The sequence below is a fragment of the Candidatus Thiodiazotropha sp. AKAK3 genome, from assembly GCF_058244645.1.
In genome coordinates, this window is sequence record NZ_JBSYOQ010000069.1 from 1 (window position 1) to 26,060 (window position 26,060).

Sequence of the window (26,060 nt, forward strand, 5' to 3'; positions counted from 1 at the left end):
GGGCAGGGCCCCACCCTACCGTTCAATTCAGGGCGTAGGGTGGGGCCCTGCCCCACCAAAATAGCTTGGTTACCTCAGAAAATTCTCGTTCTACGTAACAAATCCCCTTAAGTAAGTGCCATTCGCTACTGACCCAATAGTACTGACACCCAATCCCCAATAATTTTAATGGATCAAAACACTCATTTAGCCACCTGACAATTGACTCAGCCTATATATTCTGGAGATAATTTGCTGTTCGACCCGAACGTTTTATGTCTATCCAATAGACACGGGTGATCCAATAACTGATTGAGTGCGGGGTATAAATACCCGGCGTTCTTTCTGTTGTCCCAGATAATCTGTACGGATAACCTTGGAACGAACCTATTTGACTAGCGGTCCATAGCCCATAGGGTAGGACAGGAAAACACCGACATGCTCGACAAAACACCACTTAATGGCACTCAGATCGAAGATGTTCAGAATACCGCCGACACTCGCCAAATTGCCATTAACAAGGTAGGTATCAAGGATATCCGCCACCCTATGCGCATCCGGGACCGGAGTGAGGGTGAGCAGCACACCATTGCCAATTTCAATATGTACGTCAATCTTCCCCACAATTTCAAGGGCACTCACATGTCCAGGTTTGTGGAGATTTTGAACAGCCATGAAACAGAGATCACAGTCGAATCTTTCAAAGATATGCTGGCTGAGATGACCGAACGCCTGGAAGCCAAGTCGGGCCATGTTGAGATGAACTTTCCGTTCTTCATCAATAAGACTGCGCCGATCTCCGGTGTAAAAAGCCTGCTCGATTACAACGTTACTTTGATTGGTGAAATCCATGACGGCACACCGATCATCGAAATAAAGGTTGTGGTCCCAGTTACCAGCTTGTGCCCATGTTCAAAAAAGATTTCTGACCGTGGCGCACATAATCAGCGCTCCCATGTCACTGTGCTGGCAAGAACCAGTGGTTTCATCTGGATAGAAGAGATCATCGACATGGTAGAGGAGCAGGCCTCCTGCGAACTGTTCGGCCTACTTAAACGACCTGACGAGAAATTTGTCACCGAAACGGCCTACGATAATCCGAAATTTGTTGAGGATATGGTGCGGGACATTGCAGTTCAATTTAACCGCGAAGATCGTATCAGTGCCTATGTCATTGAATCGGAAAATTTCGAATCGATTCACAACCACTCTGCCTATGCACTGATTGAAAGAGACAAGCTGACTGATCCGGCCTGATAGATTACGCTGGTACAGATTGATTTAGAGAAGCCCAGAAACAGGTCTGGGCTAAAGTAACAGCCTGCTGTCTAATAACCTCATCAAGCAGAAAAAAGTGCGCTCAGAAGCGCGTCTCAAGCAGCAGAACTTCCCCCTGATCTTTCATTTTCACCCGATTAAGAAAGCTCATACCCAATAATACACGACCAGGCCCACTACCCTCGACAACCATTCCACTCACCTGGTTGAGAGTGATATTCCCTACCTGCACCCGATCCAGCACCACCTGATATCCCGTAGTAACTCCATTTGCAGTATTCACATAGATACGCTTACCCTCAATTCGGTAAGGAACCCCCAGTCTTTTTGCCTGGGAGGTATTCAAGGCAACAGCGGTCGCACCGGTGTCGACGAGAAATTTCACTGTCAATCCATTGATGGTACCGACTGTGGTATAGGCCCCTGCCTGATCACGCCAGACTTTGGCCGTCTGCTGTTGTGGCTGTTTGAACTGAGTCGTGATGTGTCCACCCAGGAGATATTTATCACGCTTGCCATTAATCTCAATCACCGCCTCTTTACTTGTTGCTGAGATCAACAGCACCCCTTCCGGAGAAGGCTTATTGAGTTTCAACAGTCGTCTGGTTCCATCCAGACTGACCATGGCCTTATCAGCAAACAACGCCTCAACCACGATCTTCTCAACCGCATAAACTTGCGATGTGGTTAAGGAGAGCAGGAGCAACAGTAATAGACGGTATAGCATTCAGAACCACTCCCATTGATTCAGCAGAACAAGAGACCCGGCAGCAAACAGACCCGCAACCAAATCATCCACCATAATACCGAAACCGCCCCCGACTCTTTTATCAATCCATCCTATAGGCCAGGGTTTCACAATATCGAAAAAGCGAAATAGCAGAAAACCCACCAATATCCAGAGCCACCCCTCAGGTGCAAAAGTCATTGTAACCAGATAGCCGACAATCTCGTCCCAGACGATCCCGCCATGGTCATGAACCCCCAGATCCCGGGAGGTCACTTCGCATAACCAGATACCCAGGACAAACGCCAAGCTCACAAGAGCAATGTAGTAGATCAGAGGCAGAGGCTGTATCAATAGATAGGCCGGTATTCCTACAAGGGTGCCATAGGTTCCAGGGGCTTTTGGCAGCATACCCGTGCCAAAACCAAATGCCAGAACATGTATCGGATTTTTCATATCCGGTCGAGATGTATCTTGATCAGCTTCCATTATCCCAGAATCTTAGTTGAACATGGATTTGCGGAATCTGGAATTATGACGAGAAGTGGTCAAAACCCAGGTGAGCAGGTGACCAGTGATCACCATTACTGTCCCGACAACGTAATCCCTGTTGTTTTTCTATCTGTCCTATACGGGTTATGAACAGGCCTAATCCACTGGCGATCTCGGCCACCTCTTCCCTATCGGATGCAGGCAGGGTAACACAGAGTTCGTAGTCATCTCCTCCCGCTACGATTAAAGACCAATCCCGATGCAAACCCATTGCTGAAGCCACTTCCGCTGAGAGGGGTATTGTCTCCAGCTGCAAAGTAGCGCCAACACCACTCAATGAGAGAATATGCCCAAGATCCGCCAAAAGGCCATCTGAAAGATCAATGGCGCTATGGGCTAAGTGCCGCAATGCAAGTCCAGCTTCAACTCTCGGTTGTGGTCGCTCCAATCGCTCCAGTGGCGCCAATGCTGAAGGCGATTTCGATTGCTTAAGCTGTTTCAATGCAAATGCGGCATCTCCCAAGGTTCCAGTCACGTAGATATCATCCCCCACCCTTGCGCCGCCTCTCCTCATGGCGAGGTGTTGAGGTACAAACCCATGCACCTGCACAGAAATACTAAGTGGCCCTCTGGTGGTATCGCCACCAATCAGTTGGACACCGTATTGGTTGGCCAATCCGGCAAATCCCCGACAAAACTCATACACCCAAGTCTCATCCACCTCAGGCAAGGTCAAAGAGAGTGTCACCCAGGCCGGATCGGCTCCCATGGCCGCCAGATCGCTGAGATTAACAGCCAATGCTTTATGCCCAAGGGACTCAGGAGCGACCTGCTCAAAAAAGTGTATTCCTGATACCAGGGTATCCATGCTCACCGCCAGGGACATACCATCGGGTACTTCCAGCAGGGCTGCATCATCACCAATTCCAAGCACCACATCCTCCCTCGAATTGGTGAGTTTCTTGAAATAGCGATTTATCAGTGCGAATTCAGTGGTTTCTCGAACAATCTTCATCAAGTCAGTCGGCAGTTGTCTTCTATAATTTGCAGTGTAACTTTCCATGTTGACCTTGGCCATCTTGATACTGCGCTACAAGCTAAATACGAATAAATTTGAACAAGACGAACTGTAGTGCCCAACGTGCACAAGATATCCCGTGAGCTGAATAGCTCGGCAGAATTCATTTCGACTGAGGTAAAACCGACAATTGTCGAAAAAGCCACATTAATCAAATCCATCAAAATAACTTAACACGTTGTATTTTATATAATTATTTTTTTGGCACACGAACTGCACTACAAGTTGATATTGTTACTGACTAACGTTATGCAATGATTCTGCATATCGGAATAACGCTTTCTCAGGAATCCCAATAAGCTGGCATAGATGAGCAGACGACATACCTACATAGCTGGAGATTTACGCCTCAGCAGTGACCTCGGAGGCACTATTACTGCCAAACGCATCGAACTTCTGGAGACTATCGACAATCAGGGGTCGATCTCTGCAGCAGCTAAAGTGTTGAAGATCAGTTATCGCTCAGCCTGGGACGCCCTGAATGAGATGAACAATCTCTGGGATAGCCCACTCGTCGCTAAACAACCAGGTGGCAGTCACGGTGGTGGTACCCGATTAACCGATGAGGGTCACCAGCTGATTAATGGATTCAAAGTATTGCTTGCTGAGTATCAGCACTTTACTGATGGGCTCAGCCAAAAACTGGATGACTTCGGGAAATTACAGCAAAACATCAGGAAACTTACCATGCGTACCAGCGCAAGAAACCAGTTTCAAGGGAGAGTAGAGGCCATCAGTGCAGGCCCCATTAATAGTGAAGTCACTCTGTCGATCAATGAGAAAGATCGCTTGATTGCTATGGTTACCCGCGAATCTGTGGAACAGCTCGGCCTCAGCCTGGGGAGTGAAGCCTACGCATTGATCAAAGCCTCATTCATTATTCTGGTGCCAGCAGATGCGTGCTTTGCGAGCAGTGCCAGAAATCGTCTCTGCGGTAGTGTTTGTGAGCTACGCCATGGCCCTGTGAATAGTGAAGCCCTGATATCACTGGATGGCGACAAAACCCTTACCGCCATAATCACAGAAGAGAGTGCCAAAGCGATGCACCTTGAGCAAGGCAGTGAGGTTTGCGCTTTGGTAAAAGCCTCACACGTCATCCTCGGTGTCCACTGATTTTACAACCATGATATGGAGTATCTATCGTGAAACTTTTTAAATCTCTCCTGCAAGCCACCTTAATTGGTATACCCCTATTTGCTACCCAAGTGGTTGCTGAAGAGGTGAAGATTGCAGTTGCGGCCAATTTCACCGATGCCACCCGCATGATTGTCAAACTATTCGAAAAGCAGTCTGGACACACAACCAAAGTCAGTTATGGCTCAACAGGTAAACTCTATTCACAGATTGAGCATGGCGCCCCTTTCGAACTCTTCCTGGCAGCGGATACCAAGAGACCGATAATGGCGGAAAAAGCGGGGCTCGCGGTTGCAGGCAGCCACTTTGTCTATGCGAAAGGTAAATTGGTGCTCTGGAGTATCAAACAAGATCTGTTCAAGGAGGGCGAGACTTTCCTGAAACACGAGGCGTTCAAACATCTGGCCCTGGCCAATCCAAAAACTGCACCCTATGGTCAGGCTGCGGAGCAGGTGATGCAGCAGCTTGGTGTTCTAGATAATATTCGACCTAAACTGGTGAAGGGCGACTCTATCTCTCAAACCTTTCAGTTTGCAGCAACCGGCAATGCCGATGCCGGCTTCATCGCCTTAGCTCAGATCAAGGCCTGGAAGGGAAAACGCGGTACATTATGGGAGATTCCATCAAACTACTATAGAGCGATAGATCAGGCAGCGGTTTTGTTGAAAAAAGGAGAATCCAACCCAGCCGCCACCGACTTCCTTGCGTTTCTTAAAAGTGATGAGGCACGCAAAGTGATCAATGAGTTTGGCTACGGAGTAGAGTGAAATCCATCACCAGGTGGTGGGTTTTGATCCCACCTCTATCTTCCGAGGTATAACTACTGGAGCAGACTATGGCATTCGACTGGCAACCGGTCTGGCTGACCCTTAAGTTAGCTGGCACCACAACACTATTGTTGCTGATCATTGGCACACCTATCGCCTGGTGGCTGGCAAAAACCCATGCCTGGTACAAACAGGCGCTGGCCGCAGTTGTCGCCCTGCCATTGGTGCTTCCGCCTACGGTACTCGGCTTCTACCTGCTCATTATGTTGGCTCCCGATGGACCTGTGGGGCAGCTGACCCAGGCCCTGGGAATAGGCACCCTGCCCTTCACATTCGAAGGCCTTGTGCTTGCCTCAGTGCTCTACTCCATGCCCTTTGTGGTACAGCCTCTGCAAAATGCCTTTGAAGCCCTTGGCCCCCGCCCCATGGAAGTAGCCTCTACCCTACGCGCTTCACCATGGGATCGTTTCCTCACTGTAGTGATACCTCTGGCCCGTCCCGGATTTCTTACTGCGGCAGTTCTCTGCTTTGCACATACCGTGGGGGAATTCGGCGTGGTATTGATGATTGGCGGCAACATCCCTGGTGAAACCAAAGTACTCTCTGTAGCGATCTATGATCATGTGGAATCCCTGGAATATGGACAGGCCCACATGCTTGCCGCAGGCATGCTCGGCTTCTCTTTCCTGGTTCTGATGACCCTATATCTGCTCAATGGCCGCTATACCAGGAATCATCAGTTATGAGTGGTATTGAAGTTCAAATAGAGAACAGCCTTGGTGAGTTCAGTCTGGACGTCTCTTTTAATGCACCAGCTCAAGGCGTCACTGCCCTGTTTGGATCTTCAGGTTCCGGAAAGACCAGTGTACTCAGAGCCATTGCCGGCCTGGAACGTCCAGCTAAAGGTCTGGTACGCATCAACGATGAGGTATGGCAGGATCAGAGCTGTTTTGTGCCAACCCATCGAAGAGCCCTGGGATATGTGTTTCAGGAGGCGAGTCTTTTCCCCCACCTTTCGGTTCGCCGAAATCTCGAATATGGGCTGCGTCGTGTGGCAGAAAAGGAGCGGCAAATTCCTTTTCATGATGTGGTTGAATTGCTTGGAATTGCCGCACTACTCAAGAGAGAGACTCACAAGTTATCAGGTGGAGAACGTCAGCGGGTTGCAATCGCCCGTGCCCTGCTGACGAGCCCTCGGCTGCTTTTGATGGATGAGCCCCTCTCAGCACTCGACCATGGTGCCAAACAGATTATCCTGCCCTATCTTGAGAGCCTGCACGATGAGTTCGGCATCCCCTCACTCTATGTCTCTCACGACCCCAATGAAGTCGCCCGACTGGCTGACCGAATGGTGTTATTGGAGCAAGGCAAAGTAATTGCAGAGGGTGATGCCGCCCAACTACTGACCCGGCTCGATCTCCCCCTATCCGGGTATGATGATGCCTCAGCATTGCTTGAGGGAACCGTCAGTTCCCATGACAACAGCTATCACCTGACCTGGATATCTTTGCAGGGTAACAGGGTCGTTGTACCACGAGAGGATTTACCCGTTGGCAGGCATGCCAGGGTACAGATTCAGGCCCGCGATGTGAGTCTCTCACTGCACGCCCATTCGGACTCCAGCATCCTCAATATTCTGCCAGCCCGGGTGATTGATACGCATGATATCAACCAGACTCAAATGCTGGTACGGCTGGAATTGGAAGATGGACAAACCCTGCTATCACGTATTACTCGTCGATCAGCCATGGGGATGGGAATCCATGAAGATATGTTGCTCTATGCGCAGGTAAAGAGCGTTGCTCTGCTCTCCTAGTGTGGTGCGTCATACTAGTGTGGTGCGTCATACTAGTGTGGTGCGTCATACATTTGGAGACTCATAATTTTGGGTCTGAAATCGCTAAGAATTAGTCTCTGGCTTTAGTTTTTGCTTTAGCTTTACCTTTGCCAGCTATTTCAACCGAACGAACCTTTTTCGCCACCTGATCAAGTACACCATTAACAAACTTGTGGCCCTGTTCAGCACCGAACACCTTGGCCATCTCCACTGCTTCGTTAATCACCACCCGGTAGGGTACTTCTATTTTGTGTTGCAGCTCATAAGCACCGATTCTGAGTATTGCACGCTCAACAGGGTCAACACTCTCTATGGCCCGGTCTAGGGAGGGTTTAAGCAGCTCATCCAACTGCCCAATATGTTTGGGGACACCCTGCAACAGATCTTGAAAATAGGGAAACTCGAAGCTCGACAGATCCTGCTCTTCAAGAAATTGATTGGCAATGTCGGAAACATCCTGACCAGCCATCTGCCATTGGTAGATGGCCTGTACCGCGTGCTTTCTAGCCTGGCTTCGTTTTTGGCTCATCAATCGATCTGACGCAAAAGGTTAACCATCTCGATGGCTGAAAGTGTGGCTTCAGCACCCTTATTGCCAGCTTTGGTGCCCGCTCTTTCAATCGCCTGCTCGATGGTGTCGACAGTCAGAACACCAAATGCGATAGGTACGCCATGCTTTAGACTGACTTGAGCCATGCCTTTGACACACTCTCCAGCGACATAATCAAAATGGGGTGTGCCACCACGAATCACCGCGCCAAGTGCGATAATGGCATCATATTTCCCACTCGCAGCGAGTTTTTCCAGAGCAACAGGCATCTCGAAAGCACCAGGAAGACGAACCAAAGTAAGGTCATCTTCATTTGCCCCGTGCCGCTTGAGGGTATCAATAGCCCCATCCAACAGACTTTCAACCACAAAACTGTTAAAGCGTGCCGCCACCAGGCAAAAGCGCGCATTGTCGACAGTCATAGCCCCTTCGATCGTCTTTATCGTCATTCTGTTAACCCTGATAAATCAAATATTGAATTCCAGTGGAAAGCTATTCTGCTTCCACATACTCCGTGACTTCCATATCGAACCCAGACAGGGCGTGAATACTTTTTGGAGCACTCAGCACCCGCATCTTTCTGACCCCCAGATCCGATAGAATCTGTGCCCCGACACCATAAGTCCTCAGCTCCTTGCTGTTGTCCTTCTTGAAGAACTTCTGATGGCCACTGCTTTTGGCTTGAAGATCCATCATTCGCTGTACGATCTCCCGCGGGGTGTCGTGATTTCGCAGAACAACGATTACCCCCTCTTGCTCCTTGCCAATCAAGCTCATAGCGCTGCGCAGAGGCCAGCCGCATTCGCTAAACTTTGCCTCAAAAAGGTCGCATAGGCTATTTTGCATGTGAACCCGAACCAAGGTGGGGCGATCTGCACTAGGGCGTCCCTTCACCAAAGCCAGATGGAGCTCATTGTCCACCATATCCTGATAGGCGACGAGGCGAAAATCACCAAATTCTGTGGGAAAATTACACTCACTCACCCGCTCTACAGTGGTCTCGTTTTGCACACGATACTGGATAAGATCAGCGATGGTTCCAATCTTAAGATCATGTTCCACGGCGAATTTCTCCAGATCGGAGCGGCGCGCCATGGTGCCATCTTCATTTAAGATCTCCACAATCACCGAGGATGGAGAGAGTCCGGCAAGTCGCGCCAGATCACAACCTGCTTCGGTATGACCAGCTCGAACCAAAACCCCCCCAGGCTGTGCCATCAGGGGGAAGATGTGACCGGGTTGAATCAGATCCTGAGGTTTTGCATCCGGTGCCACTGCCGCGAGTACCGTGGTGGAACGATCCGCAGCGGATATGCCTGTAGTGACACCATCCGCCGCCTCGATGGAGACAGTAAAGTTGGTCGCGGAGAGCTCATCGTCGGTGGTAACCATCAATGGCAGACGCAATTGACTGCAGTGCTCCTTGGTTAGGGTCAGACAGATCAAACCCCTGCCAAATCGAGCCATGAAATTGATGGCATCCGGGGTCACGGCTTCAGCGGCCATGATCAGATCGCCTTCATTTTCCCGATCCTCATCATCCATGATGATGACCATCTTGCCCTGCTTCAGGTCTTCAATAATTTCTTCTGTGGTGTTTAGCGCCATGGAAACTTCTATGGGTTTTGTTCAAAGTGAACCGATTATTCTATCAGAGGTAGCCCATCAGAGCACCAAGCAATACTACCCCGGGTGATGTGACCTTTTCGTGATTAATTCGTGACGCTGCCGGGAGACGCACAGCGCAGACTCCTCACTACAGCACAGGCCCCTGCAAAGCATTCAGAAATCACCCGAATAATCGGCCTGCGTTATTTTTAACCCAAGGAGAAACATCATGAAAAAGAGACTGACTACCCTACTGATCTCCACCAGCCTTATATATGCTGCAAATGCCCCCGCAAGCGATCGGAACCTTAGCGTGGAGATCACCAATTTGACCAATGCCATCTATTTCACACCTTTACTGGTGGCAAAACATGGCCGAAACAGTGATCTGTTTGAACTGAGTGAACCCGCATCTGCTCATCTCCAGGCAATGGCCGAGGGTGGTGATACCAGTGGGTTGATAGCTGACCTGGAGATCGAGGGTAACGAGTATGTGAACAACCCCGCAGGTGGACTGCTCGCACCTGGTGCAACTGCCGTTGCTGAATTTGACAGCTATCGAGGCAACAAGCGCTTCCTTTCGATTGTGGGAATGATGCTGCCCACAAACGATGGCTTTGTCGGTCTGGACAGCGTAAGAATTCCCAAAAGGAAAGGCACATACACCTACTATCTACATGGTTATGATGCGGGTACAGAAGCCAACGATGAAATTATCAATGGTGGCGGTGCCCCTAATACCCCAGGCGTACCCGCTGATCCTGGTATGAATGCAGGGAGTGGCGCAATAGCCACTGCCGGGCTGGATCACAACCAGACAGTACACCTACACCGAGGCAATATCGGTGATAACGACCCATTTGGAGGGAACAGTGACCTGGACACTCGGGTTCACACTTGGCAGGGCCCTGTGGCTAAGGTGGTAATTCATGTAGCTGATGATGATTAGGCGCCTAATCAGGTTACACGAAAAACCACATCACTAAGCTATACCACGGTTGAGTTGACTCAGTTCAACCGTGGAACTTAGCAACCACAACATGCTCTTTCAGAACTAAATGACTAATAGGCAGAATTAAGGGCGCAACTATTAATTGCTTATGTCCTTAACTCAACTTAACTTAAATTCATCTACAATCCCCTGCAGTTTTGTAGCCATTTGCGCCAATTCGCGACCTGCAAGTTCAGTCTGCTTGGCAGCAGTTGCATTTTGCGTCGTCATGTCATTAATTCGAACAATGCTTCGGTTCATCTCTTCCGCTACCGCGCTTTGCTCCTCAGCTGCTGTAGCTATCTGGCTGCTCATTTGATCAATGTTTGATGCAGATTTAGCAATGGTCGTTAACGAGTTCCCAGCCATCGTCGCTTTGTTGACAACAGTTTTGGCATTCTCTCGACTTAGGTTCATTGATTGCACAGCATTTTTCGAGCCTGATTGTAATTTTTCAATGATTTGATTGATCTCTGTAGTGGATTCTTGCGTTCTTCCTGCCAAGGTTCGCACTTCATCAGCCACTACAGCAAATCCACGCCCCTGCTCTCCTGCTCGGGCCGCCTCGATTGCAGCGTTTAAGGCTAAAAGATTAGTCTGTTCAGCTATGCCTTTGATCACTTCGAGTACTGTATTGATTACTTCACTATCCTTCTCTACCTGTGTAATGACTTCAGCACCACTCTCTAGTTGATCGGCCAGTTGTTGAATCCCTTTTACCGCATCACCTACGATTTCCCGGCTACTCTCAGTTTCAACATTTGCCTCTCTAGTCGCATTGGATGTATTGCTAACATTCATTGCCACATCTTGTACAGTGGAGGCCATTTCATTCATTGCTGTCGCAATCTGATCGGTTTCAGACTGCTGTTGTTGTATGTTTGCACTTGTCTGAGTCGTCACCACTGAAACCTCTTCTGCTGCTGTAGTCAGCTGAATGGTTGTGGACTGTATATTTGATATCATCATTTTCAATCGTCCAAGCATCCCTTGTAACGACTTTTGCATATTGCTGATCTCATCCCTTCCAGAAACGACGATCGTTTGAGTAAGGTCTCCGGAAGCAATAACTTTAAGTCCATGGGATGCCTCTTTTAGACGCTTAACAATATTCTGCGAGACACTCCAACTTATTAGACTACCGATAACAACTGCTGATAGTGTCAATACTATAGTCACATTGAATGTGGCATGTTCATGTTCATCTGCTTTAATTACAGCATCTTCAGTAAACCCCTCAATCTCGTGTAGGATACTACTGAGCTCGGTCTTTAGTTGCTCCTCTTCAATCTCAATCTTTTCCGCAACCTGTTCGGCTTGATCTCTCTCTCCTTGGAGGAGAGATTGAAATATCTGATCAGTATGTTTTTCGAAACTTACATGTTCTATTTGTATTTTTTTCAACACTTCACCAACATGTTCAAATTCATCTTTTGTTTTTTGGTTAAGAGAAGTCAATAGAGCCTCTTCTATCAATCGCTCACCTTCAGAGATACTCTCTGCAATTCCATTACTAAGCAATCTGAATGATTCTATGCTCTGATTCAGATACTCTGATGCGTGAGCATCCTGCTCAAGCAGTGCCCCATAGCGTAGAGAGCGCTCGAGATAATTAGCCTGAACCAAGTAGAACTCAGTAATTTTAGTAATATTCTCTGTCAGTGGAATATCGTACTGTGCGATTCCATCGAGTTCCATGCCGATCTGATTTAACGAATACGCCGTATAAATGGAAGCGAATATCATCATAATCATAAGGATAATTGCGTTTCCGAATATTTTTGATTTAACTGATATTGTATTGAGTATGGTTTCCATAGCAGTCCCTCTAAATAAATATAATATTCACTGTTATATTTTAATGATTACCCTGCCATGGGCGGCCACTCGATCTACTGACTGCAGGTGTTATCGTATACGATGAAACGATAAATTAATCACTGTAATTGTGAATGCTCTACTGAATTATTCAAGTGCTGTTGTGATGCTTTGAGCAGATTGCAAACCTATGATTTACCAGAAATCATATCTTCCACCGAACAGGATTATGTCGCATATCTCATTCCTTAAGAGTTATTTTAATCTATGTCTATATAGTCGCTAATTTGCGTATCGATAAGATAATTTATATCGTATCTGAATAAATTATCGTCATGGATTTTTATTACTTTAATTTATCTGAAGAAATATTTTTAATGATTAATTAAACAGGTAATTATTAACATGGCCCAAATAAATTACTACAGTGGAGTTAGCCACCAAACACCGGCGCTAAAAAAACTTTAAATCAGTTACTAGAATCTATTTTTGACGATAAAACATATACGCCGGATCATCACTGACAAGGCTATCTCAGCCTGTTCATGATTTATTATGTCCATCAACACAACTAATTTGTGTTTTGATGCTACAGGGTTCTCAGCTGGGATCTGCCGGGCATTGGCAGACTGCTTTAAGCTAGCCCGGCATAAGGGATCTATACATACTGAAGCAGGCAGAAAGTATCGCAATCGCAACTTTTACCATCGCCGCCTGGCGGGGGGTGGGTTATTGGAATATCAAGATCCGTCAGACAACGGATTATTGGTATTGTGGCAAACCAGGTAAGCCTTGAACATCTAAGTTTCAAGGCTTACCCATAACTGGGTCAGCAAAGCTATACTGCGACCGAATTAAAGATTGAACATCTTGTCTTTATCGAGCTTATAGCTCCATGGCAGACCACTGTTTTTCCAGCCATTCACAACACGCTGACCTTTCAATTCACCGCTTTTAGCCTTATCACCCTCAAAGCCGTCAACAACGCTGAAAACATTTTTATAACCACTCTTCGCGAGTAGATTGGCCGCTTTGGCGCTACGGCTGCCGGAACGACATAGTACAATGATTTTTGTCTCTTTTGATGCGCCTTTAGCATTGATCAACTCTTCCATGGAGAGCAGAAAGCCACTATTTGGAGCCATCTTGAAGTTTTTCTTTTTCTCATCCCAGCTTTCCCAATCTTCCGCCATCATATATGGAATGTTGGCATCGGATATCTGCGGCATACCCAGGAAGGCTATCTCTGCACGGCTACGCACATCCACCAATAAAACATCAGGGTTTTCAGATTTCATCTGATAGGCGTCTTTCGCAGTAAGGTAGAGCCCCAACTCAGTCTGCTTTTTTGTCGGCAGTTTGCTGCTAGTCTCCGCTGTAGAATTTGTAACGAGTGTGAGCGATAAAATCGTAGCCACGATGATACTGGATAAGCACTTTTTCACAGGTATAACTCCAAATAAAACTATTATCATGTAGACCATCAAAGTCTATGAGTAAACATCTACAATGAGTGGTTAAGGTTCAGCACATTCCCTGAATTTTTTGACCGCAGACAGATATAACGATAGGCAGAAACGAATTAGATACTCGTAACTCATATCTTCTTCTCTTAATATCATCCATACCGCGTTCTACTTCCTTTAATTGCTTGTTGTCATAAATTATTTCAACCAGCTTCTTCAATCCAACGAGTGCATAACATTGGTTGCCTTCATAAAAAATGAAACGCCGTTACCCTGCCTGAATAGGACATGCCGCACACCTGTACCAAGGAACAGGTATTGGCTAATTCAAGACAACTGGTTCACATTTTTTATGGGAGATAGGCAAAGGAATCAGACGTAAAGCGTAGTGACCATTGCAATACCTTAGGATCTAAATTCTGATTCAAGGGCACCTCTATTAATCGCTTATGCCCTCTGCGTGCCCTGAAGCGTGTAGATGCAAGGTGTGAGCCGAAGCAGAATGGTTGTTCCATTCTCAAGCATCACAGCGCAGCAGATGCATGCTTCAGTCCGTGCCCTAAAGAATATTTTTTCTAATCCTGGTTTAAAATACCAAGCTTGACGGCAACGGCTACTGCCTGGAAGCGACTCTTTACCCCAAGCTTGCCCAACACGTTACCTACGTGGAATTTAACCGTCCGTTCACTGATCTCCTGTATCCTGGCTATCTCCCAAGTAGTCTTCCCCTGTTCGACCCATTTCAGGACTTCAATCTCTTTTGTTGTCAGATTCGGCATTTCTGACTGAGTGATATCGAGCTTGTGGCAGCTGGCCAAGCGATTGACATAGTCAACATGAATACCGGCAGAAACTGCTTCGCGACAGAGCCTGATCATAATTTCATCACGCCAGGGATGAAAGTTGAGATAGCCATGTCGTGACGCTATACCGAAACCGATACGCAACAGATCCAGCGCCTCACTCTCTTCCCTATGCTCCAGAGCAAAAAATGCAGCCAGAAGATGAAAAATAGCACTAAAGTAGCTCATGCTTTGAGAATGACGCATACCCTCTTCCAGTAGCATGGCAGTTCGTTCGATCTGTCCATCATAGTAAAGGGGTAGAATCAGCCCAGCCAGACTGATGGAAATATGTATGGCACTGCCACCATCCTTTGCCCGGCTAAGTGCCAGTTCAGCTAAAGCGATCGCTGCAGTTGCATCACCCTGCAGCATGTTGAAATCTGCCAACAGATGGCAGGAGTACGAGTGATCAAGGGCTGCATTGATCGATACCGTAGGCAGTTCATCAAACAGTTGCTGTACCAGTACCAGATCCCCGGTGGTCAGCCCTATGCTGATGCCCTGGGAGAAGAGACGCAGATCCATAGCATGTACTCCACTCTCAGCAATCAATGACCGAGCTAACTCAATCGTAGCCAGACACCCCTGACTATCCAGCAATACAGTTTCAAGGACGGCTCGAGTGGCAAGCCATGTCAATTTATCAAGCGGCGTCACCTCTGCCGAGTCCAGATCACTATTGAGAAGCCCCACCAAGGCAAGAGATGTTGCGGTCTCGCCAAAAATGATGTGATAAAAGGCCAGGTTGCTACCTGCTAATAGGCGAAACCGGCTATCACTACTGGTGGTTACCAGTTGATATAAGCGCCCTGCCAACCTAGGCAAATCCGGATTAGCCGGCTGTCGCCACATGAGAGCCCGGCAACTGCCCTGAACCATCAATGCCTCGATCTCCGGCGATGGGTAGTCGACGTGTGATGCCTGGAGACGACTGAAATGCGTTATCCATTGGTCAAGTTCACCAAAATCATTCCAGCCGGTGATAATTGCGTTCACCGCCATCACCCAGGCCTGCATACTACCGGGGGTATCCCCTCGTTGTTCAAACAGCTCAAATGCCTTAATGAATTCCGTTTGGGCATCCAAGGGAGCTTTAGCCAACAGGCAGCTGCCAAACCAGTATGAGAGCCAGGGGTCACTGCATCTCAGTGGCTGGGGTATGGCATCCAGCCATTGAAACAGAGTAAGCAATCGCCCTTGCTTCAAGAGCGTCTCTGCCTCTACAGTGATCAGTTCGATCAACATCGGCCATGCCTGAGTCTGGATCAAAAGATCAGAAGCTGCTTCAACCTGTCCCTCATCTAGCAGCAAACTTGCGCTCCGTTCACGAATCTCAATCCGCTGTTGCGTATCAATACATTGATTAGCCCGAGATAGCAGAAACTGCCGGAATAGCGGATGAAATGAGTAGACTTCTGGGATCGTGGAAATACGAAAAGTAAAGTGATTCTCCCGCGCTAGCTTACGTAGAATATCGCCTGCGTCTGCTCGCGCTGTAAGTGCTTCAGCCATAGAGACCTCGACTGTCGGAAGAAAACCACAGGTAAGAAGAAAGCGCTGAACTCCAGCGGAAAGTCGGGCAAAGATCTCACTGGCAAAGTAGTCAAACAACAGATCAACCCGATCAAAGGAGAATTCCTGCGGGAAAGATGTTGCCTCATGACTATCGAGAAATAGCAGTAATCCAGCCATCCAACCATGAGTTATCTCGTAGGCTCGATCCAGGACCTGAGGCAGCGGCTCTTTCCCTGTCGACCAAGTGAGGAATTGCTGGGTCTCCTCGAAAGAGAGACTTAGATCATCCCAACCCAAGTACGCCAAAGACCGATGGATACGTTGCCTGGCAAACTGCGGGTATGGCTCTTCCCGGCTCAGCATGAAGAAGGATGAGTGCTCAGGTAGCTCAGAAAAAACCGAAGAGAGTACCGTCCCAAACAGTGACTCGCCCGGTCCATCCTGAAGATCGTCGAAAACCAACACGCAACCCGCCTCGAATTTCGCAAAAAGGGCGCGGAAGAAATTCCGGCAGTAGACCCCTATGTTGAGCATATATTCAGGCATGAGGGGGGGTAGTACCTGGGTGTCTGATGTAGCCTTCTGTACTAACTGCGCCAGGCAGATGAAAAGATTGGCGGGATCCTGGTCACTATGGTCGATTCGATACCAGATGATCGGTCGAGGATCGTTGCTCAAAAATTCCCGTACCAAGGTCGTTTTGCCTGCCCCGCCAGGAGAGCTAATCCACACCTTTCGAGGCGAAGAGGAGAGTTGACGCAATTTAGTGAACAAGGCTGGACGGGAAAAGACCTGACCACTCTCAGGCAGAATAGTTTTCGAAGATAGAACGGAATCGGGGACTGGATCTATTGTCATATCTTTCTTGCACAACCTGCCAGTACTCTCCAATGCACACTCATCTCATCGAGCACGAAGAAGCATAAACGCCTGATTTCAGAAAGTCGAGAGATTCGAAAGAAACTGAAACCATGACGACTGTACCTTTGTTAACGACGAATACTATTGACCGTGCTGTTGCTAACCAGGAGATAACGATCTATGGCGCAGCTTAAAAAAATGAAAAAGTTCGGCCCAGATAGAAGTAGTTCTCTGTACGACCACCTTCAGCATACCCTCGACCTAGATAGATCGGCCCAAGAGGCGAATCGACTGACAGCGTGATGCTGCCAGCCAGTAACAGTGAATCGAAATGAATATCGTCCCGATCATTCCACACATTGCCTGCTTCTAGAGAGAAACCCGCATAGACAGGCACTTTAAGTACTGAGCGGCTTTCGCCAATTTCCCGCAAATAGACTATGCGCATAAGTCCGGCGTAACGCCCGGCAAGTTCTGATTCGCGATAGCCTGAGAGGTTGAAGAGTCCACCGATGGAGAATGCGTTATCGACAGGCTCATCGGTATTGGTCACACCGGCCACACCGCCCCAAAGCATGATGGTATTCTTATCCCAGGTACTCGCCCAAAGTCCGTTTATATTGAATGAATCATATTCATCTTTCGCCCCAAGCTCATCTCTGCTGGCTGACCAGGAGATATTGGCCAACAAACCCTTACGGGGAAAATTGACACTATCCAGTTGATCGTAGGTAAAAGTCACCACCCAAGTACCGAACTTAACATCTTGCGAAGGGGTAGAGAGAGCACCGATGTATGGGCTTACATCACCAGATCCCGCGTAAGCGCCAATCTCAAGCTGCCCCCAGTTTCCAAATTGACGTCCACCAGCCAGAAGAAAGTTTGAGTAACTCACATTCAGATCAGCCACCTGACGCCCGGACTCAAACACACCAGAGTGCGTTTCGTAATAGCCGAGCAAGGTACGAACGTAGTATCTGAGGCTATTGTCGATCGGTTGGTACAACTCTGTTGTGAGTCGCTGATCATGGCCGATCTGTATTTCAGAGCGCCACTCACCACCCATGCTGTTGATAGGTGTCATGGTGTGACTTGAGGCCAGATTAAAAATACCGGACCCCTCAAAATTGGTCTCCATCTTCAGACCGAATCGCAAATAGTGGGGCCCCCACTCCTTCTCTGTTGCCCTGAGGCTCAACTCATTCTGCCCATCCTCTTGTAGTAGATTGTAATCAACCCGCTCAAAGATATTCATCCCATAGAGATGATGTATCTCCCTCTCCAGGATCGATATATCGAGCGTCTCCCCAGGCTCAGCACTAATATTGGATTTGATGACATCTGTACTCAGTGGCGACTGGTTATCGACGGTTACCTTGTCGATGACAGGCGATGATGATTCCCTTTGCCGTGTCGCCGCCAGGTAATCGCTATATTCAGATTCTGTGACCGAGAGCCGACTCAACCGTTGGGTCATGAGATTTGCTGCTGCAACACCGCTGCTGATCATCTCTGGTGCCCGGTAAAAATCGGTTGAGGAGTGGCTGCCGAGATCCGGCTGTATAAGAATGTCATCAGAGGTGAGTTTATCAAGCTGCTCAGCCGTATTTCGTAAAATGGTAAACCCCATGATCTGATTGAGTATGCTGAGCGGTGATGAAAGACCTTTCCGATCTTGCGGCTCAGTGCTGAGATCAACCACAATCAGAATATCCGCACCGAGATCACGGGCCTGCTGAACAGGCAGATTGTTGGCGAACCCTCCATCAACCAGTAGCCGTCCATCCCACTCTACCGGCGCAAAAACGCCGGGAATGGCCATACTTGCAAGCATTGCAGTTGAGAGACTTCCACCCCCCAGAGTGACCGCTTCACCGGTTTCTATATCTGCACCAACAGCGCGAAACCTGATTGGTAATGAATCGAAATCATTAGGTGCCAGCAGGGTCAGTGATTTAAGCCTCAGTCTAAGCTGCTGCCCCTGTAGCAACCCCTTGGGGATGGCGAGGCTCCCGTCCTTGAGCCCTGCTTCCTGTTTAATCAGGAACTCATAATCGTCCTGCTTTCGGCGGAAACTGCGATTTTGTCTTGGTGGCTCATCTTGAAACGATGACTCCCAATCGGTCTCAACAAGCAGCTTCTCAATCTCATCGACCGAATAGCCATAGGCATACATACCACCAACAATCGCTCCCATGCTGGTACCGGTAATGATATCGACAGGGATACGCAGTTCTTCCAGGACCTTGAGAACGCCAATATGTGAAGCACCTCTGGCACCACCACCACTGAGGACCAGGCCGATTACTGGAGGAGCAGACGATGCTTGATCGGGACGAACAGTGTCAGCCAAAAGCAGATCTGTTATAGCCAGCAGAACCAGAAGCGGCAAAACCCTCAATGCAACAACAAACACATTGATTGTTGTTGTGATTTTTCGCATCGAATTCATATTCATCAACTTCGATATGTCCTATTGTCAACAGAATCGAGGCTGAAAGTCCATACTGCTGCATCTAGTTGCAAGAAGTGATCGACCACTGTTTGCAGATATTATGACATACATCCTGAGATAACATGGTCAAGGATAGACTTTTAGGAGTTCTGAAAACAGGACAGAAAGCGTTTTAACTCAGGCAATACAATCACTCATTGGCTGTTAACACTCATTGAATCGGCCATGATGCCCCAATGATCCACGCTTATGACACGACCGCTAAGATCAAAAGAGACCCTGACAACACTTTCATCTTTGTCAGTCTGAGATCCTTCGGCTTGCATTCGCTTGATGATGTACCAATATGTCTTTCCGATAGCCTTGGGATTTTTTTTCAGCGGTTCGTAAAGCTCATGCACTTCGTCTGGAGTTAAGAGAAGCTTCAAAACCGCCTCTTCACTATGGCCTTTTTGAACTGCCTGAAAATTGGTCATTATATGGTCCGCTCTCTCTGGCGAGGCAATGTATGGATATGAAAGTCCTGACATCTCCGCTCCATATGCGGGGGGAATGGTTAAAACCATGAATAAAAGTGCCCTATTCATCGAAATCAAATAGTACAGAAAGGAAAATTTTCAGAACAAACGACAGTAGATTCACAACTGGTATCTTATTGAATAAACTTTATTTTTTACAATATATAACTCAGGTTTATACTACTGACTTGGACCCATCTGCCTTGGGAAACTCTTTGATGTATAGATCCTGCTTGGAGAATGGTATTTCAATGCCCTCCTCGAGGAAACGCTTATAGATAGCTGTATTCAGTGCATCTAATACCTGACCACGAAGTTCCGGATTGTTGACCCAGCATAGAAGCTCAAAATCGAGCGAGGAAGCACCGAAGGTACGAAAACGCACTCTCGCTTCTGGATCAGAACAGACGGCATCAGATGCCATCGCAACAGACATCAACACCTCTCTAACTTGATCAATATCTGATCCATAAGCCACACCAACAGCAACCCTGATGCGGTATTTTAAATGGGGTCCACCTGATTCATTGACTACCTTTGAATTCCCCATAATGGAATTTGGTATGGTCACTTCCACATCATCCCTAGTCAGCAGTCGGGTTCTCCGTATACCAATATGAGTAACCTTGCCGCGTAGCCCGCCTCCATCATCAAGTACAACATAGTCACCTATCTTGTAGGGTGAGTCTGCCATTATAAATACACCTGAAAAGAGATTTGCCAATGTATCTTTCGCGGCAAAACCTATTGCGATACCGGCGATACCTGCTGAAGCCAGCCAGGCCGTCATATCGACATGCCATGATTGAAAGATAAAATAGACAGCAAAAACAATGATCGATATTGCTACGAGATTAGTAAATAAGGGTAAAGTTTGCGGTCTGACCAACGCATTCTGCTTAGCGCGCTGACTAGTTGCAGACAGTAGTAACTTGGATGCACGAACGGCAAATAGCATCCAGAGAAATATAAGTATCGAAATAACTAAAGAAGTCATGGTACTACGTAATTCTGCAGCAATACCTGAGACAGCAGCTGCAACCAAGGTACCAATCAGCGCTATTGTCCAAAACAACGGGGTTCGTATATGAATGACTATTAGATCATCAATATGTGTGGAGGTACGAGCTGTGAGTCGCCTGATTAACGGTATTACTACCCACTCAATGAGTTTTGCCAGAATAAGAAATACAACCAGAACCAGCAAGCCTTTGACCCAGGGTTGATTACCAAACAATGCAACAATGGGTTCAAGCTGTTCAGGGACGTCAATCTTTTCTACAAGATCCTCCATGCCTGTCGTCAATGCTGATTCAACAGGTTCTGTAGACGTCGTGATCTTAGTTTCTGGATTTTCTTCAGCCATGATTTATATCTATCTGTTGTTAATTGTCAGGTTTGTTCATTCCCTACCTTTCCAAGGCCTATGAATAAATATCAGCTATCTATCCTAACTCCATCTAACCAAGATATTGCAGACCAACCCAGGCAGTCAAGGTAGTTGGTGAATGAGTAAGCTACTATTTCTGAGTCTTATTCAAAACAAATTCACTTACAAATTACGCTTCTATAGCAAAGATACACTATTAGCGATCTTAAATCCCATATTTTGGAATAAATTCTAAGTATTTCGGTAAGTTACAAGATAACTACCTGAGTTATCGTCTACAGACATCGGATACCGAGAGATGGTCTATGCTTTATTGAATGTGAAAATTGAATTAAGGCCCGAAATGTGTTTTTAGTGACACATTGAATAGTTCGGTATATTGATAATTTTGTTACATTATGACTAAACAAAAAACCACTGCTCTCTCTCACACCCGTTGGCAGCCCTCTGCCCCGCTTTGGCAACGTGCGCCAAATAAACAGGAAAATGGAGCCTCTCTTGCGGATTTAATGATGCTGATTCCCGGACTGAAACACTACTCAGACGTAAAATTAGTTCATCTACAGAACATGCTTGAAGCAGTAGTAAGGGAGTTTGGTGAAAAAATTGTCTTTACCGACATCAACCTGAAACTCAACGTAGTCTGGGTAACAGTACTACCTGAACCGGGACTCTGTCGGGAAGTCGCTCTTGCTATCCGTGAGCGTATCCCTGAAGCAGTTATGGTAGGTAATCAGTTAAAGTCGACTACCACAGAAATTCAAGCTAATGGCTGGCAGGCATGGTCAGAATTTATAAAGAAGATACTTTGGAAGCAACATACCAAAGCACTGCCCTATGAGGGTAGCAAACGAAAATAGACAGAGATATCTATTTTCAATAGTTATAACTGTTAAATACGAAGAATAACCTTATTATTAAAACATATTTGTTAACCAAGGAAATCATAGAAAACACGGAACTATTTTTTACTATTTTTCGTATACCCAGTTTATTCCGTGGTGAAAGAATGTTTTTTGGTCATCAAAGAAACTAACGTGTTTACATGCTTCATGTCACACTCTACGGAGATTTACGACACCTCCAGACTCTGTGCTGCGCTTTTTCGACAGGCAATAAACATGGCTTCAACAGCACACCTTGATTCGTAACGAGTCGTAAAGCCAGAGCGCATAAGCAATTAATAGAGGTGCTCTTAGTAACTACTAGCACCAACTATTCTCACAGAGACTGAAGCATATTCTGGAACTGGTTGTCCACTACACCCACATTTGATTTGAAAATTCTCCTTCGCACCACCCTTTATTCTCTTGGAGATATATTCAGTACATTCATATACCATTACTCTGCTTTCGTCTAACAACTCCGCCTCAAGCCGTATCGAACTAATATTTGTAGAGCCAATATTTTCAATAACACCAAGTATCAATAGTTGTTCATGGTGTATTTTTTCCTGATATTCCACTATTTCTATTTGAGAGGTTTTATCGGACTCCTCCATGTATTGCTCCACTGACTCCATTCCTTCTTCCATAGCAGTTGATTGCCATAAGAATGGACTTGAATAAACTAAATAAGTGCCAATTATATAAACACCTATAGAAGGTATAATAAAACCTATTCCTATCCAGAAACCAAGTTTGATTAATTTCCATGAACTCATATTTTCCATAATTACTCCGATAGTTATTTCTTATTTCGTCCGCGAATAATGTGCCTTCAGGCGTCAACTTAAAACTCTAATGATTCGATTTGGAGCATTTCAATAGCTCTTTTAATATTATCCCTTGCAGCGCACTCATACTTTTCTTTGAAATAATCTAAATTGTAAATACTGACATTATTCAAGAAAGACTTAAGTATTTCTATCCTTTTCTTTCGGTAGATGTGCAAAGGCACTATCTTGTACTCTTTTCGCACATTGCGCTCAAATTCATCATAGACATCCTTGGAAGCTCCCAGAATAGTAAGATCAATGTCTACAATCAGTTTGTCATCATAGCCTTTTACTTCCCGGTTATGTTGAGTGGCCATAATCAAGCTATAAATACGTTCTGTACCTAATTCATCATAACCAATGGATAAGAGAAATTCTTGTGCCCATTTAGCGCTATCTAGTTCATTGGTCTTAGATAGTATTTTGTAGATGGCATCATGGAACCAAATTGCAAATTCCAGTTCAGCAGGCCGCTCAGCAATATCAATTGCCCTATCAAAGTGATCTAGCATTGCCTCAATATGATTGAGCGTATGGTAGAACCGATGCTTCTCAGAATAGGCTGCATAGAGTGATTCGTAACAATCTATTGAAGACCCTAATCCCATTGCGCTCATTAGCGCTTCCCACCTATCTTTAGTCATCTTTCTATTGCTGGCGAATCGCCTTCTCTTATGCTGATAGCTTGAACTATTTTATTACCAACCAACACCGAATGTAACCAGGCTAGCTTCACTCTTTTACCAAGAAATATAATATAAAAATACAATCCTTTTCCCTTCTGGCGCTATATCTTCTAAAAAATGAGTATTTTCCTCTGGATCTCCAACATACTCATCAGTAATTGACTTCGTCTATTTGATACCGAGAGTAATCAATTCAGATATTTCATCCTTACCAGGCCCTCCCTTGGGTATTTTAAATAGCAAAATATATTAAATTGGTATTAATCCTTTCTTATAGTCAAGAACTTGCTCAGAATTTCCCATTATCATTCTTCCACTCGCTTTTGGGAGCTACTTTTTCTGTGGTATCCCAATGTTCGACAATCATAGAGCCTTCGAGTCTAAAAAGATCATAGAACGATGTGTGCTCGCCTTCACGGTAGCCCTCACAAACTGACAAAACGAAATTACCCTCTGCTAATGTACGATGTACTCTTTCGTAGCAGATGGCAGGTTCAGATTCCGCATTGCATGCGGTCAGAGCCTGACGTAAAGCAGGCAAACCATCACGCAAGTAAGGACTATGCTCAGTGTAGGGTTCGGAAATGAAGCTCGGTAGTTGATCAATTTGACCACCTATTAGAACTGTTTCAATGAAACTTTTGACCAGCGAGCGATTATCTTCCGTCCTATCTAAATCACGTACATCAGTTGGACCATCAACCATAGAGTGCCCGGATGGATTTGGGCCAATCCTCGACTGAATATTATCCCAGTGCTCTACAGTTTGCTCCCCTTCAAAGCGGAACACCTCAAAGCCAATTCGGGAAGTGCTGAAGTCATATTCAGTATGCCCGAACACAAAATCACCATCGGAAAAAACACGAACGATATTTACTCGCGGTGATGTTTTGGACAGACTTTTAAACAAAGCTGCCAATCCTTCTCCCCCTTCATGGGTCTGCGGATTGTGTTGAATATATTTATTCGGATTGACTACAGTAACTGACGCAGGATCTCCGGTCTCGATGCCTTTTAACAAAGCATGGATCTTCTTTTTTCGTTCAGCGGTCAAAAGTAGCTCCTCTGTTATTCATCTACAGCTAATGCCACATCTAAGCCGGACGCCACACTGAGTGTAATTTACGCAATAATGCCTAAGTAAGGTGCAAAAAGCAGCGCAGTGTTGTGGCGACATTATGTTCTTATTATACCATTACATTATTGCTGACAACCCAAATTGAAATACCATCGACAACGCTCTTGATTTCCTTGTGGACTCTTGCGCCAATTTTCTCTGAGTAAGAGAGAATCTCTCCGCTCCTACGATACTGCCTGTAATTACCGTAATGACCTGAAAGGATCTCATCAAACTCAATGCTCAACCGCCCTAGAGTCGATTTTGCTGCGGTGAAATCTGCGACCAGAACCACTCCTGAATTATTAACCATCATATTCAGCAACGCGCACGCTTGCTGCTCGGGCATTTCATGAAGGCACAATGTACTTGTTGAAACATCAAACTTCCGAGGCGCCATAGCGAGTGCATCGATGCACTCAAAGCTTAGGTTGTTCAGGTTAAGCTTTTGCCTCTTCGATTCCGCATATTTGATCATCCCTTGCTCGATATCGACACCATGTCCGCTACTGATTTTCGAAGCAGCTTGAAAGAGTAAATCACCAGTGCCGCACCCGACTTCGAGAAGGGTTGAGTTGTGTTTGATTAACTCAACCAACTCCTTTCGTAGCGGCAATAAGGCTCGATCGGCTGTATTGCTCTTAAACCAGGCTTTAAAGTTCATGGTGCGATTATTGAAAGGCATAATATTTTGGTTAAATGGCCTAGCGAGCAGCGATGTCAAAGCGACCGAAGGGAGCGTTATTGACCCGATTTTAAGGCATGGTTGCCAGCCACAATAAAAGCTCCCGCAAAGAACCCGAGGATTGACATAAAAACACAGATTCCCTCAAGCCTACACACCTAAAACAACACTTTAATTGAAAAACTTTGTAGATACATCTCATCAGGAGAAGAATGCCACGGTACAAAATACGTTGCCCTTAGTAATTTCGGAACCCATGAAACCTTCCCGAGGTATTCATTTGGCTGAGCAAACAGTTCGCCAGCAATTGGGTTTCCTTGAGTTATATATAGCAACATGAATGAAGATGCAGAAATCCCAGAAATCCGGACACCCAGTCCTAATTTGCCAAAAACCACACTGTATGGCAATCTTCTTTTACCATCCGTTATCAAGGAGCGATACGATGCCCAAACCAAGGAAAGTCCAGATTCTGCTGGAAGAAACCCCCTACTACCACTGTGTCTCCCGCTGCGTACGCCGTGCCTTTCTCTGTGGCGTGGATTC

Annotated in this window: 23 protein-coding genes; 7 read left to right on the forward strand and 16 right to left on the reverse strand. The window is 46.4% G+C overall.

The genetic code is table 11. The features are described 5' to 3' along the window. The first annotated feature begins 417 nt into the window (after window positions 1–417). Window positions 418–1,236, forward strand: a complete 819-nt coding sequence (gene folE2, locus AC4IE7_RS18155; RefSeq protein WP_490778280.1) for a GTP cyclohydrolase FolE2 — start codon at window positions 418–420, stop codon at window positions 1,234–1,236. 103 nt (window positions 1,237–1,339) lie between these two features. On the opposite strand, the gene AC4IE7_RS18160 is transcribed toward folE2, so the two are convergent. Genes AC4IE7_RS18160 through thiL form a run of 3 tightly spaced genes read right to left on the reverse strand, consistent with a single transcriptional unit; the run spans window position 1,340 to window position 3,554 of the window. Next, window positions 1,340–1,984 (reverse strand): retropepsin-like aspartic protease family protein, encoded by a 645-nt coding sequence (locus AC4IE7_RS18160; RefSeq protein WP_490778281.1) that lies wholly within the window; start codon window positions 1,982–1,984, stop codon window positions 1,340–1,342. After that, entirely contained in the window at window positions 1,985–2,473 is a 489-nt protein-coding gene (locus tag AC4IE7_RS18165; protein WP_490778282.1) for a phosphatidylglycerophosphatase A family protein, read from the reverse strand. Between the two features lie 43 nt (window positions 2,474–2,516). Then, complete coding sequence (gene thiL, locus AC4IE7_RS18170) at window positions 2,517–3,554, reverse strand: thiamine-phosphate kinase (protein WP_490778283.1); 1,038 nt, start codon at window positions 3,552–3,554, stop codon at window positions 2,517–2,519. A gap of 309 nt (window positions 3,555–3,863) precedes the next feature. On the opposite strand from thiL, the gene AC4IE7_RS18175 reads away from it, so the two are divergent. The 4 genes from AC4IE7_RS18175 to modC all read left to right on the forward strand — a co-directional run bounded on the left by AC4IE7_RS18175 (window position 3,864) and on the right by modC (window position 7,271). Continuing rightward, window positions 3,864–4,667, forward strand: a complete 804-nt coding sequence (locus tag AC4IE7_RS18175) for a TOBE domain-containing protein (protein ID WP_490778284.1) — start codon at window positions 3,864–3,866, stop codon at window positions 4,665–4,667. A gap of 29 nt (window positions 4,668–4,696) precedes the next feature. Then, a complete protein-coding gene (modA, locus tag AC4IE7_RS18180; RefSeq protein ID WP_490778285.1) occupies window positions 4,697–5,455 on the forward strand; it encodes a molybdate ABC transporter substrate-binding protein in 759 nt (252 codons plus the stop codon). 68 nt (window positions 5,456–5,523) lie between these two features. Continuing rightward, window positions 5,524–6,201, forward strand: coding sequence for a molybdate ABC transporter permease subunit (modB, locus tag AC4IE7_RS18185; protein ID WP_490778286.1), 678 nt, complete (start codon window positions 5,524–5,526; stop codon window positions 6,199–6,201). Then, complete coding sequence (modC, locus tag AC4IE7_RS18190; protein ID WP_490778287.1) at window positions 6,198–7,271, forward strand: molybdenum ABC transporter ATP-binding protein; 1,074 nt, start codon at window positions 6,198–6,200, stop codon at window positions 7,269–7,271. The genes modB and modC overlap by 4 nt, the downstream gene beginning before the upstream one ends. 91 nt (window positions 7,272–7,362) lie before the next feature. Here modC and nusB read toward each other — a convergent pair whose 3' ends face one another. The 3 genes from nusB to ribBA are packed head-to-tail and all read right to left on the reverse strand — an operon-like array spanning window position 7,363 to window position 9,450. Further along, complete coding sequence (gene nusB, locus AC4IE7_RS18195) at window positions 7,363–7,821, reverse strand: transcription antitermination factor NusB (protein ID WP_490778288.1); 459 nt, start codon at window positions 7,819–7,821, stop codon at window positions 7,363–7,365. Beyond that, a complete protein-coding gene (ribH, locus tag AC4IE7_RS18200; RefSeq protein WP_490778289.1) occupies window positions 7,821–8,291 on the reverse strand; it encodes a 6,7-dimethyl-8-ribityllumazine synthase in 471 nt (156 codons plus the stop codon). The genes nusB and ribH overlap by 1 nt, the downstream gene beginning before the upstream one ends. Window positions 8,292–8,334: 43 nt before the next feature. Then, on the reverse strand, window positions 8,335–9,450 hold the full coding sequence (ribBA, locus tag AC4IE7_RS18205; RefSeq protein WP_490778290.1) for a bifunctional 3,4-dihydroxy-2-butanone-4-phosphate synthase/GTP cyclohydrolase II: 1,116 nt from the start codon (window positions 9,448–9,450) through the stop codon (window positions 8,335–8,337). Between the two features lie 229 nt (window positions 9,451–9,679). Between ribBA and AC4IE7_RS18210 the strand changes: the two genes are divergently transcribed. Continuing rightward, window positions 9,680–10,399, forward strand: a complete 720-nt coding sequence (locus AC4IE7_RS18210; RefSeq protein ID WP_490778291.1) for a spondin domain-containing protein — start codon at window positions 9,680–9,682, stop codon at window positions 10,397–10,399. A 162-nt stretch (window positions 10,400–10,561) separates the two neighbouring features. On the opposite strand, the gene AC4IE7_RS18215 is transcribed toward AC4IE7_RS18210, so the two are convergent. The 6 genes from AC4IE7_RS18215 to AC4IE7_RS18240 form a co-directional block, all read right to left on the reverse strand. Next, complete coding sequence (locus AC4IE7_RS18215) at window positions 10,562–12,139, reverse strand: methyl-accepting chemotaxis protein (RefSeq protein ID WP_490778292.1); 1,578 nt, start codon at window positions 12,137–12,139, stop codon at window positions 10,562–10,564. A 974-nt stretch (window positions 12,140–13,113) separates the two neighbouring features. After that, window positions 13,114–13,704 carry a rhodanese-like domain-containing protein gene (locus AC4IE7_RS18220; RefSeq protein WP_490778293.1) on the reverse strand — a complete coding sequence of 197 codons (591 nt, stop codon included), beginning with the start codon at window positions 13,702–13,704 and terminating at the stop codon, window positions 13,114–13,116. Between the two features lie 596 nt (window positions 13,705–14,300). Then, window positions 14,301–16,943 (reverse strand): LuxR C-terminal-related transcriptional regulator, encoded by a 2,643-nt coding sequence (locus AC4IE7_RS18225; RefSeq protein WP_490778294.1) that lies wholly within the window; start codon window positions 16,941–16,943, stop codon window positions 14,301–14,303. Window positions 16,944–17,136: 193 nt separating this feature from the next. Beyond that, entirely contained in the window at window positions 17,137–19,404 is a 2,268-nt protein-coding gene (locus AC4IE7_RS18230) for a patatin-like phospholipase family protein (protein ID WP_490778295.1), read from the reverse strand. Window positions 19,405–19,595: 191 nt separating this feature from the next. Then, entirely contained in the window at window positions 19,596–19,877 is a 282-nt protein-coding gene (locus AC4IE7_RS18235; RefSeq protein ID WP_490778296.1) for a hypothetical protein, read from the reverse strand. A 217-nt stretch (window positions 19,878–20,094) separates the two neighbouring features. After that, the gene (locus tag AC4IE7_RS18240) at window positions 20,095–21,285 is read right to left on the reverse strand and encodes a mechanosensitive ion channel family protein (protein WP_490778297.1); all 1,191 of its coding nucleotides are present in this window, start codon (window positions 21,283–21,285) and stop codon (window positions 20,095–20,097) included. A gap of 422 nt (window positions 21,286–21,707) precedes the next feature. On the opposite strand from AC4IE7_RS18240, the gene AC4IE7_RS18245 reads away from it, so the two are divergent. Continuing rightward, window positions 21,708–22,169 carry a hypothetical protein gene (locus tag AC4IE7_RS18245; protein ID WP_490778298.1) on the forward strand — a complete coding sequence of 154 codons (462 nt, stop codon included), beginning with the start codon at window positions 21,708–21,710 and terminating at the stop codon, window positions 22,167–22,169. A 335-nt stretch (window positions 22,170–22,504) separates the two neighbouring features. On the opposite strand, the gene AC4IE7_RS18250 is transcribed toward AC4IE7_RS18245, so the two are convergent. The 4 genes from AC4IE7_RS18250 to AC4IE7_RS18265 all read right to left on the reverse strand — a co-directional run bounded on the left by AC4IE7_RS18250 (window position 22,505) and on the right by AC4IE7_RS18265 (window position 25,514). Continuing rightward, on the reverse strand, window positions 22,505–22,981 hold the full coding sequence (locus AC4IE7_RS18250) for a hypothetical protein (RefSeq protein ID WP_490778299.1): 477 nt from the start codon (window positions 22,979–22,981) through the stop codon (window positions 22,505–22,507). A gap of 59 nt (window positions 22,982–23,040) precedes the next feature. Continuing rightward, window positions 23,041–23,670: an HD domain-containing protein gene (locus AC4IE7_RS18255; protein WP_490778300.1), complete on the reverse strand. Its 630-nt coding sequence runs from the start codon at window positions 23,668–23,670 to the stop codon at window positions 23,041–23,043. 331 nt (window positions 23,671–24,001) lie between these two features. After that, window positions 24,002–24,766, reverse strand: a complete 765-nt coding sequence (locus AC4IE7_RS18260; RefSeq protein WP_490778301.1) for a nuclear transport factor 2 family protein — start codon at window positions 24,764–24,766, stop codon at window positions 24,002–24,004. Window positions 24,767–24,899: 133 nt separating this feature from the next. Then, window positions 24,900–25,514 (reverse strand): class I SAM-dependent methyltransferase, encoded by a 615-nt coding sequence (locus AC4IE7_RS18265; RefSeq protein WP_490778302.1) that lies wholly within the window; start codon window positions 25,512–25,514, stop codon window positions 24,900–24,902. Between the last annotated feature and the right edge of the window lie 546 nt (window positions 25,515–26,060).

Bases quoted from the DNA above. Each gene is read 5' to 3' on its own strand.
- folE2 (WP_490778280.1), top strand. From the start codon at position 418: ATGCTCGACAAAACACCACTTAATGGCACTCAGATCGAAGATGTTCAG.
- AC4IE7_RS18160 (WP_490778281.1), bottom strand. From the start codon at position 1,984: ATGCTATACCGTCTATTACTGTTGCTCCTGCTCTCCTTAACCACATCG.
- AC4IE7_RS18165 (WP_490778282.1), bottom strand. From the start codon at position 2,473: ATGGAAGCTGATCAAGATACATCTCGACCGGATATGAAAAATCCGATA.
- thiL (WP_490778283.1), bottom strand. From the start codon at position 3,554: ATGGCCAAGGTCAACATGGAAAGTTACACTGCAAATTATAGAAGACAA.
- AC4IE7_RS18175 (WP_490778284.1), top strand. From the start codon at position 3,864: ATGAGCAGACGACATACCTACATAGCTGGAGATTTACGCCTCAGCAGT.
- modB (WP_490778286.1), top strand. From the start codon at position 5,524: ATGGCATTCGACTGGCAACCGGTCTGGCTGACCCTTAAGTTAGCTGGC.
- modC (WP_490778287.1), top strand. From the start codon at position 6,198: ATGAGTGGTATTGAAGTTCAAATAGAGAACAGCCTTGGTGAGTTCAGT.
- nusB (WP_490778288.1), bottom strand. From the start codon at position 7,821: ATGAGCCAAAAACGAAGCCAGGCTAGAAAGCACGCGGTACAGGCCATC.
- ribH (WP_490778289.1), bottom strand. From the start codon at position 8,291: ATGACGATAAAGACGATCGAAGGGGCTATGACTGTCGACAATGCGCGC.
- ribBA (WP_490778290.1), bottom strand. From the start codon at position 9,450: ATGGCGCTAAACACCACAGAAGAAATTATTGAAGACCTGAAGCAGGGC.
- AC4IE7_RS18210 (WP_490778291.1), top strand. From the start codon at position 9,680: ATGAAAAAGAGACTGACTACCCTACTGATCTCCACCAGCCTTATATAT.
- AC4IE7_RS18215 (WP_490778292.1), bottom strand. From the start codon at position 12,139: ATGGAACTCGATGGAATCGCACAGTACGATATTCCACTGACAGAGAAT.
- AC4IE7_RS18225 (WP_490778294.1), bottom strand. From the start codon at position 16,943: ATGACAATAGATCCAGTCCCCGATTCCGTTCTATCTTCGAAAACTATT.
- AC4IE7_RS18230 (WP_490778295.1), bottom strand. From the start codon at position 19,404: ATGAATATGAATTCGATGCGAAAAATCACAACAACAATCAATGTGTTT.
- AC4IE7_RS18235 (WP_490778296.1), bottom strand. From the start codon at position 19,877: ATGACCAATTTTCAGGCAGTTCAAAAAGGCCATAGTGAAGAGGCGGTT.
- AC4IE7_RS18240 (WP_490778297.1), bottom strand. From the start codon at position 21,285: ATGGCTGAAGAAAATCCAGAAACTAAGATCACGACGTCTACAGAACCT.
- AC4IE7_RS18245 (WP_490778298.1), top strand. From the start codon at position 21,708: ATGACTAAACAAAAAACCACTGCTCTCTCTCACACCCGTTGGCAGCCC.
- AC4IE7_RS18250 (WP_490778299.1), bottom strand. From the start codon at position 22,981: ATGGAAAATATGAGTTCATGGAAATTAATCAAACTTGGTTTCTGGATA.
- AC4IE7_RS18255 (WP_490778300.1), bottom strand. From the start codon at position 23,670: ATGACTAAAGATAGGTGGGAAGCGCTAATGAGCGCAATGGGATTAGGG.
- AC4IE7_RS18265 (WP_490778302.1), bottom strand. From the start codon at position 25,514: ATGCCTTTCAATAATCGCACCATGAACTTTAAAGCCTGGTTTAAGAGC.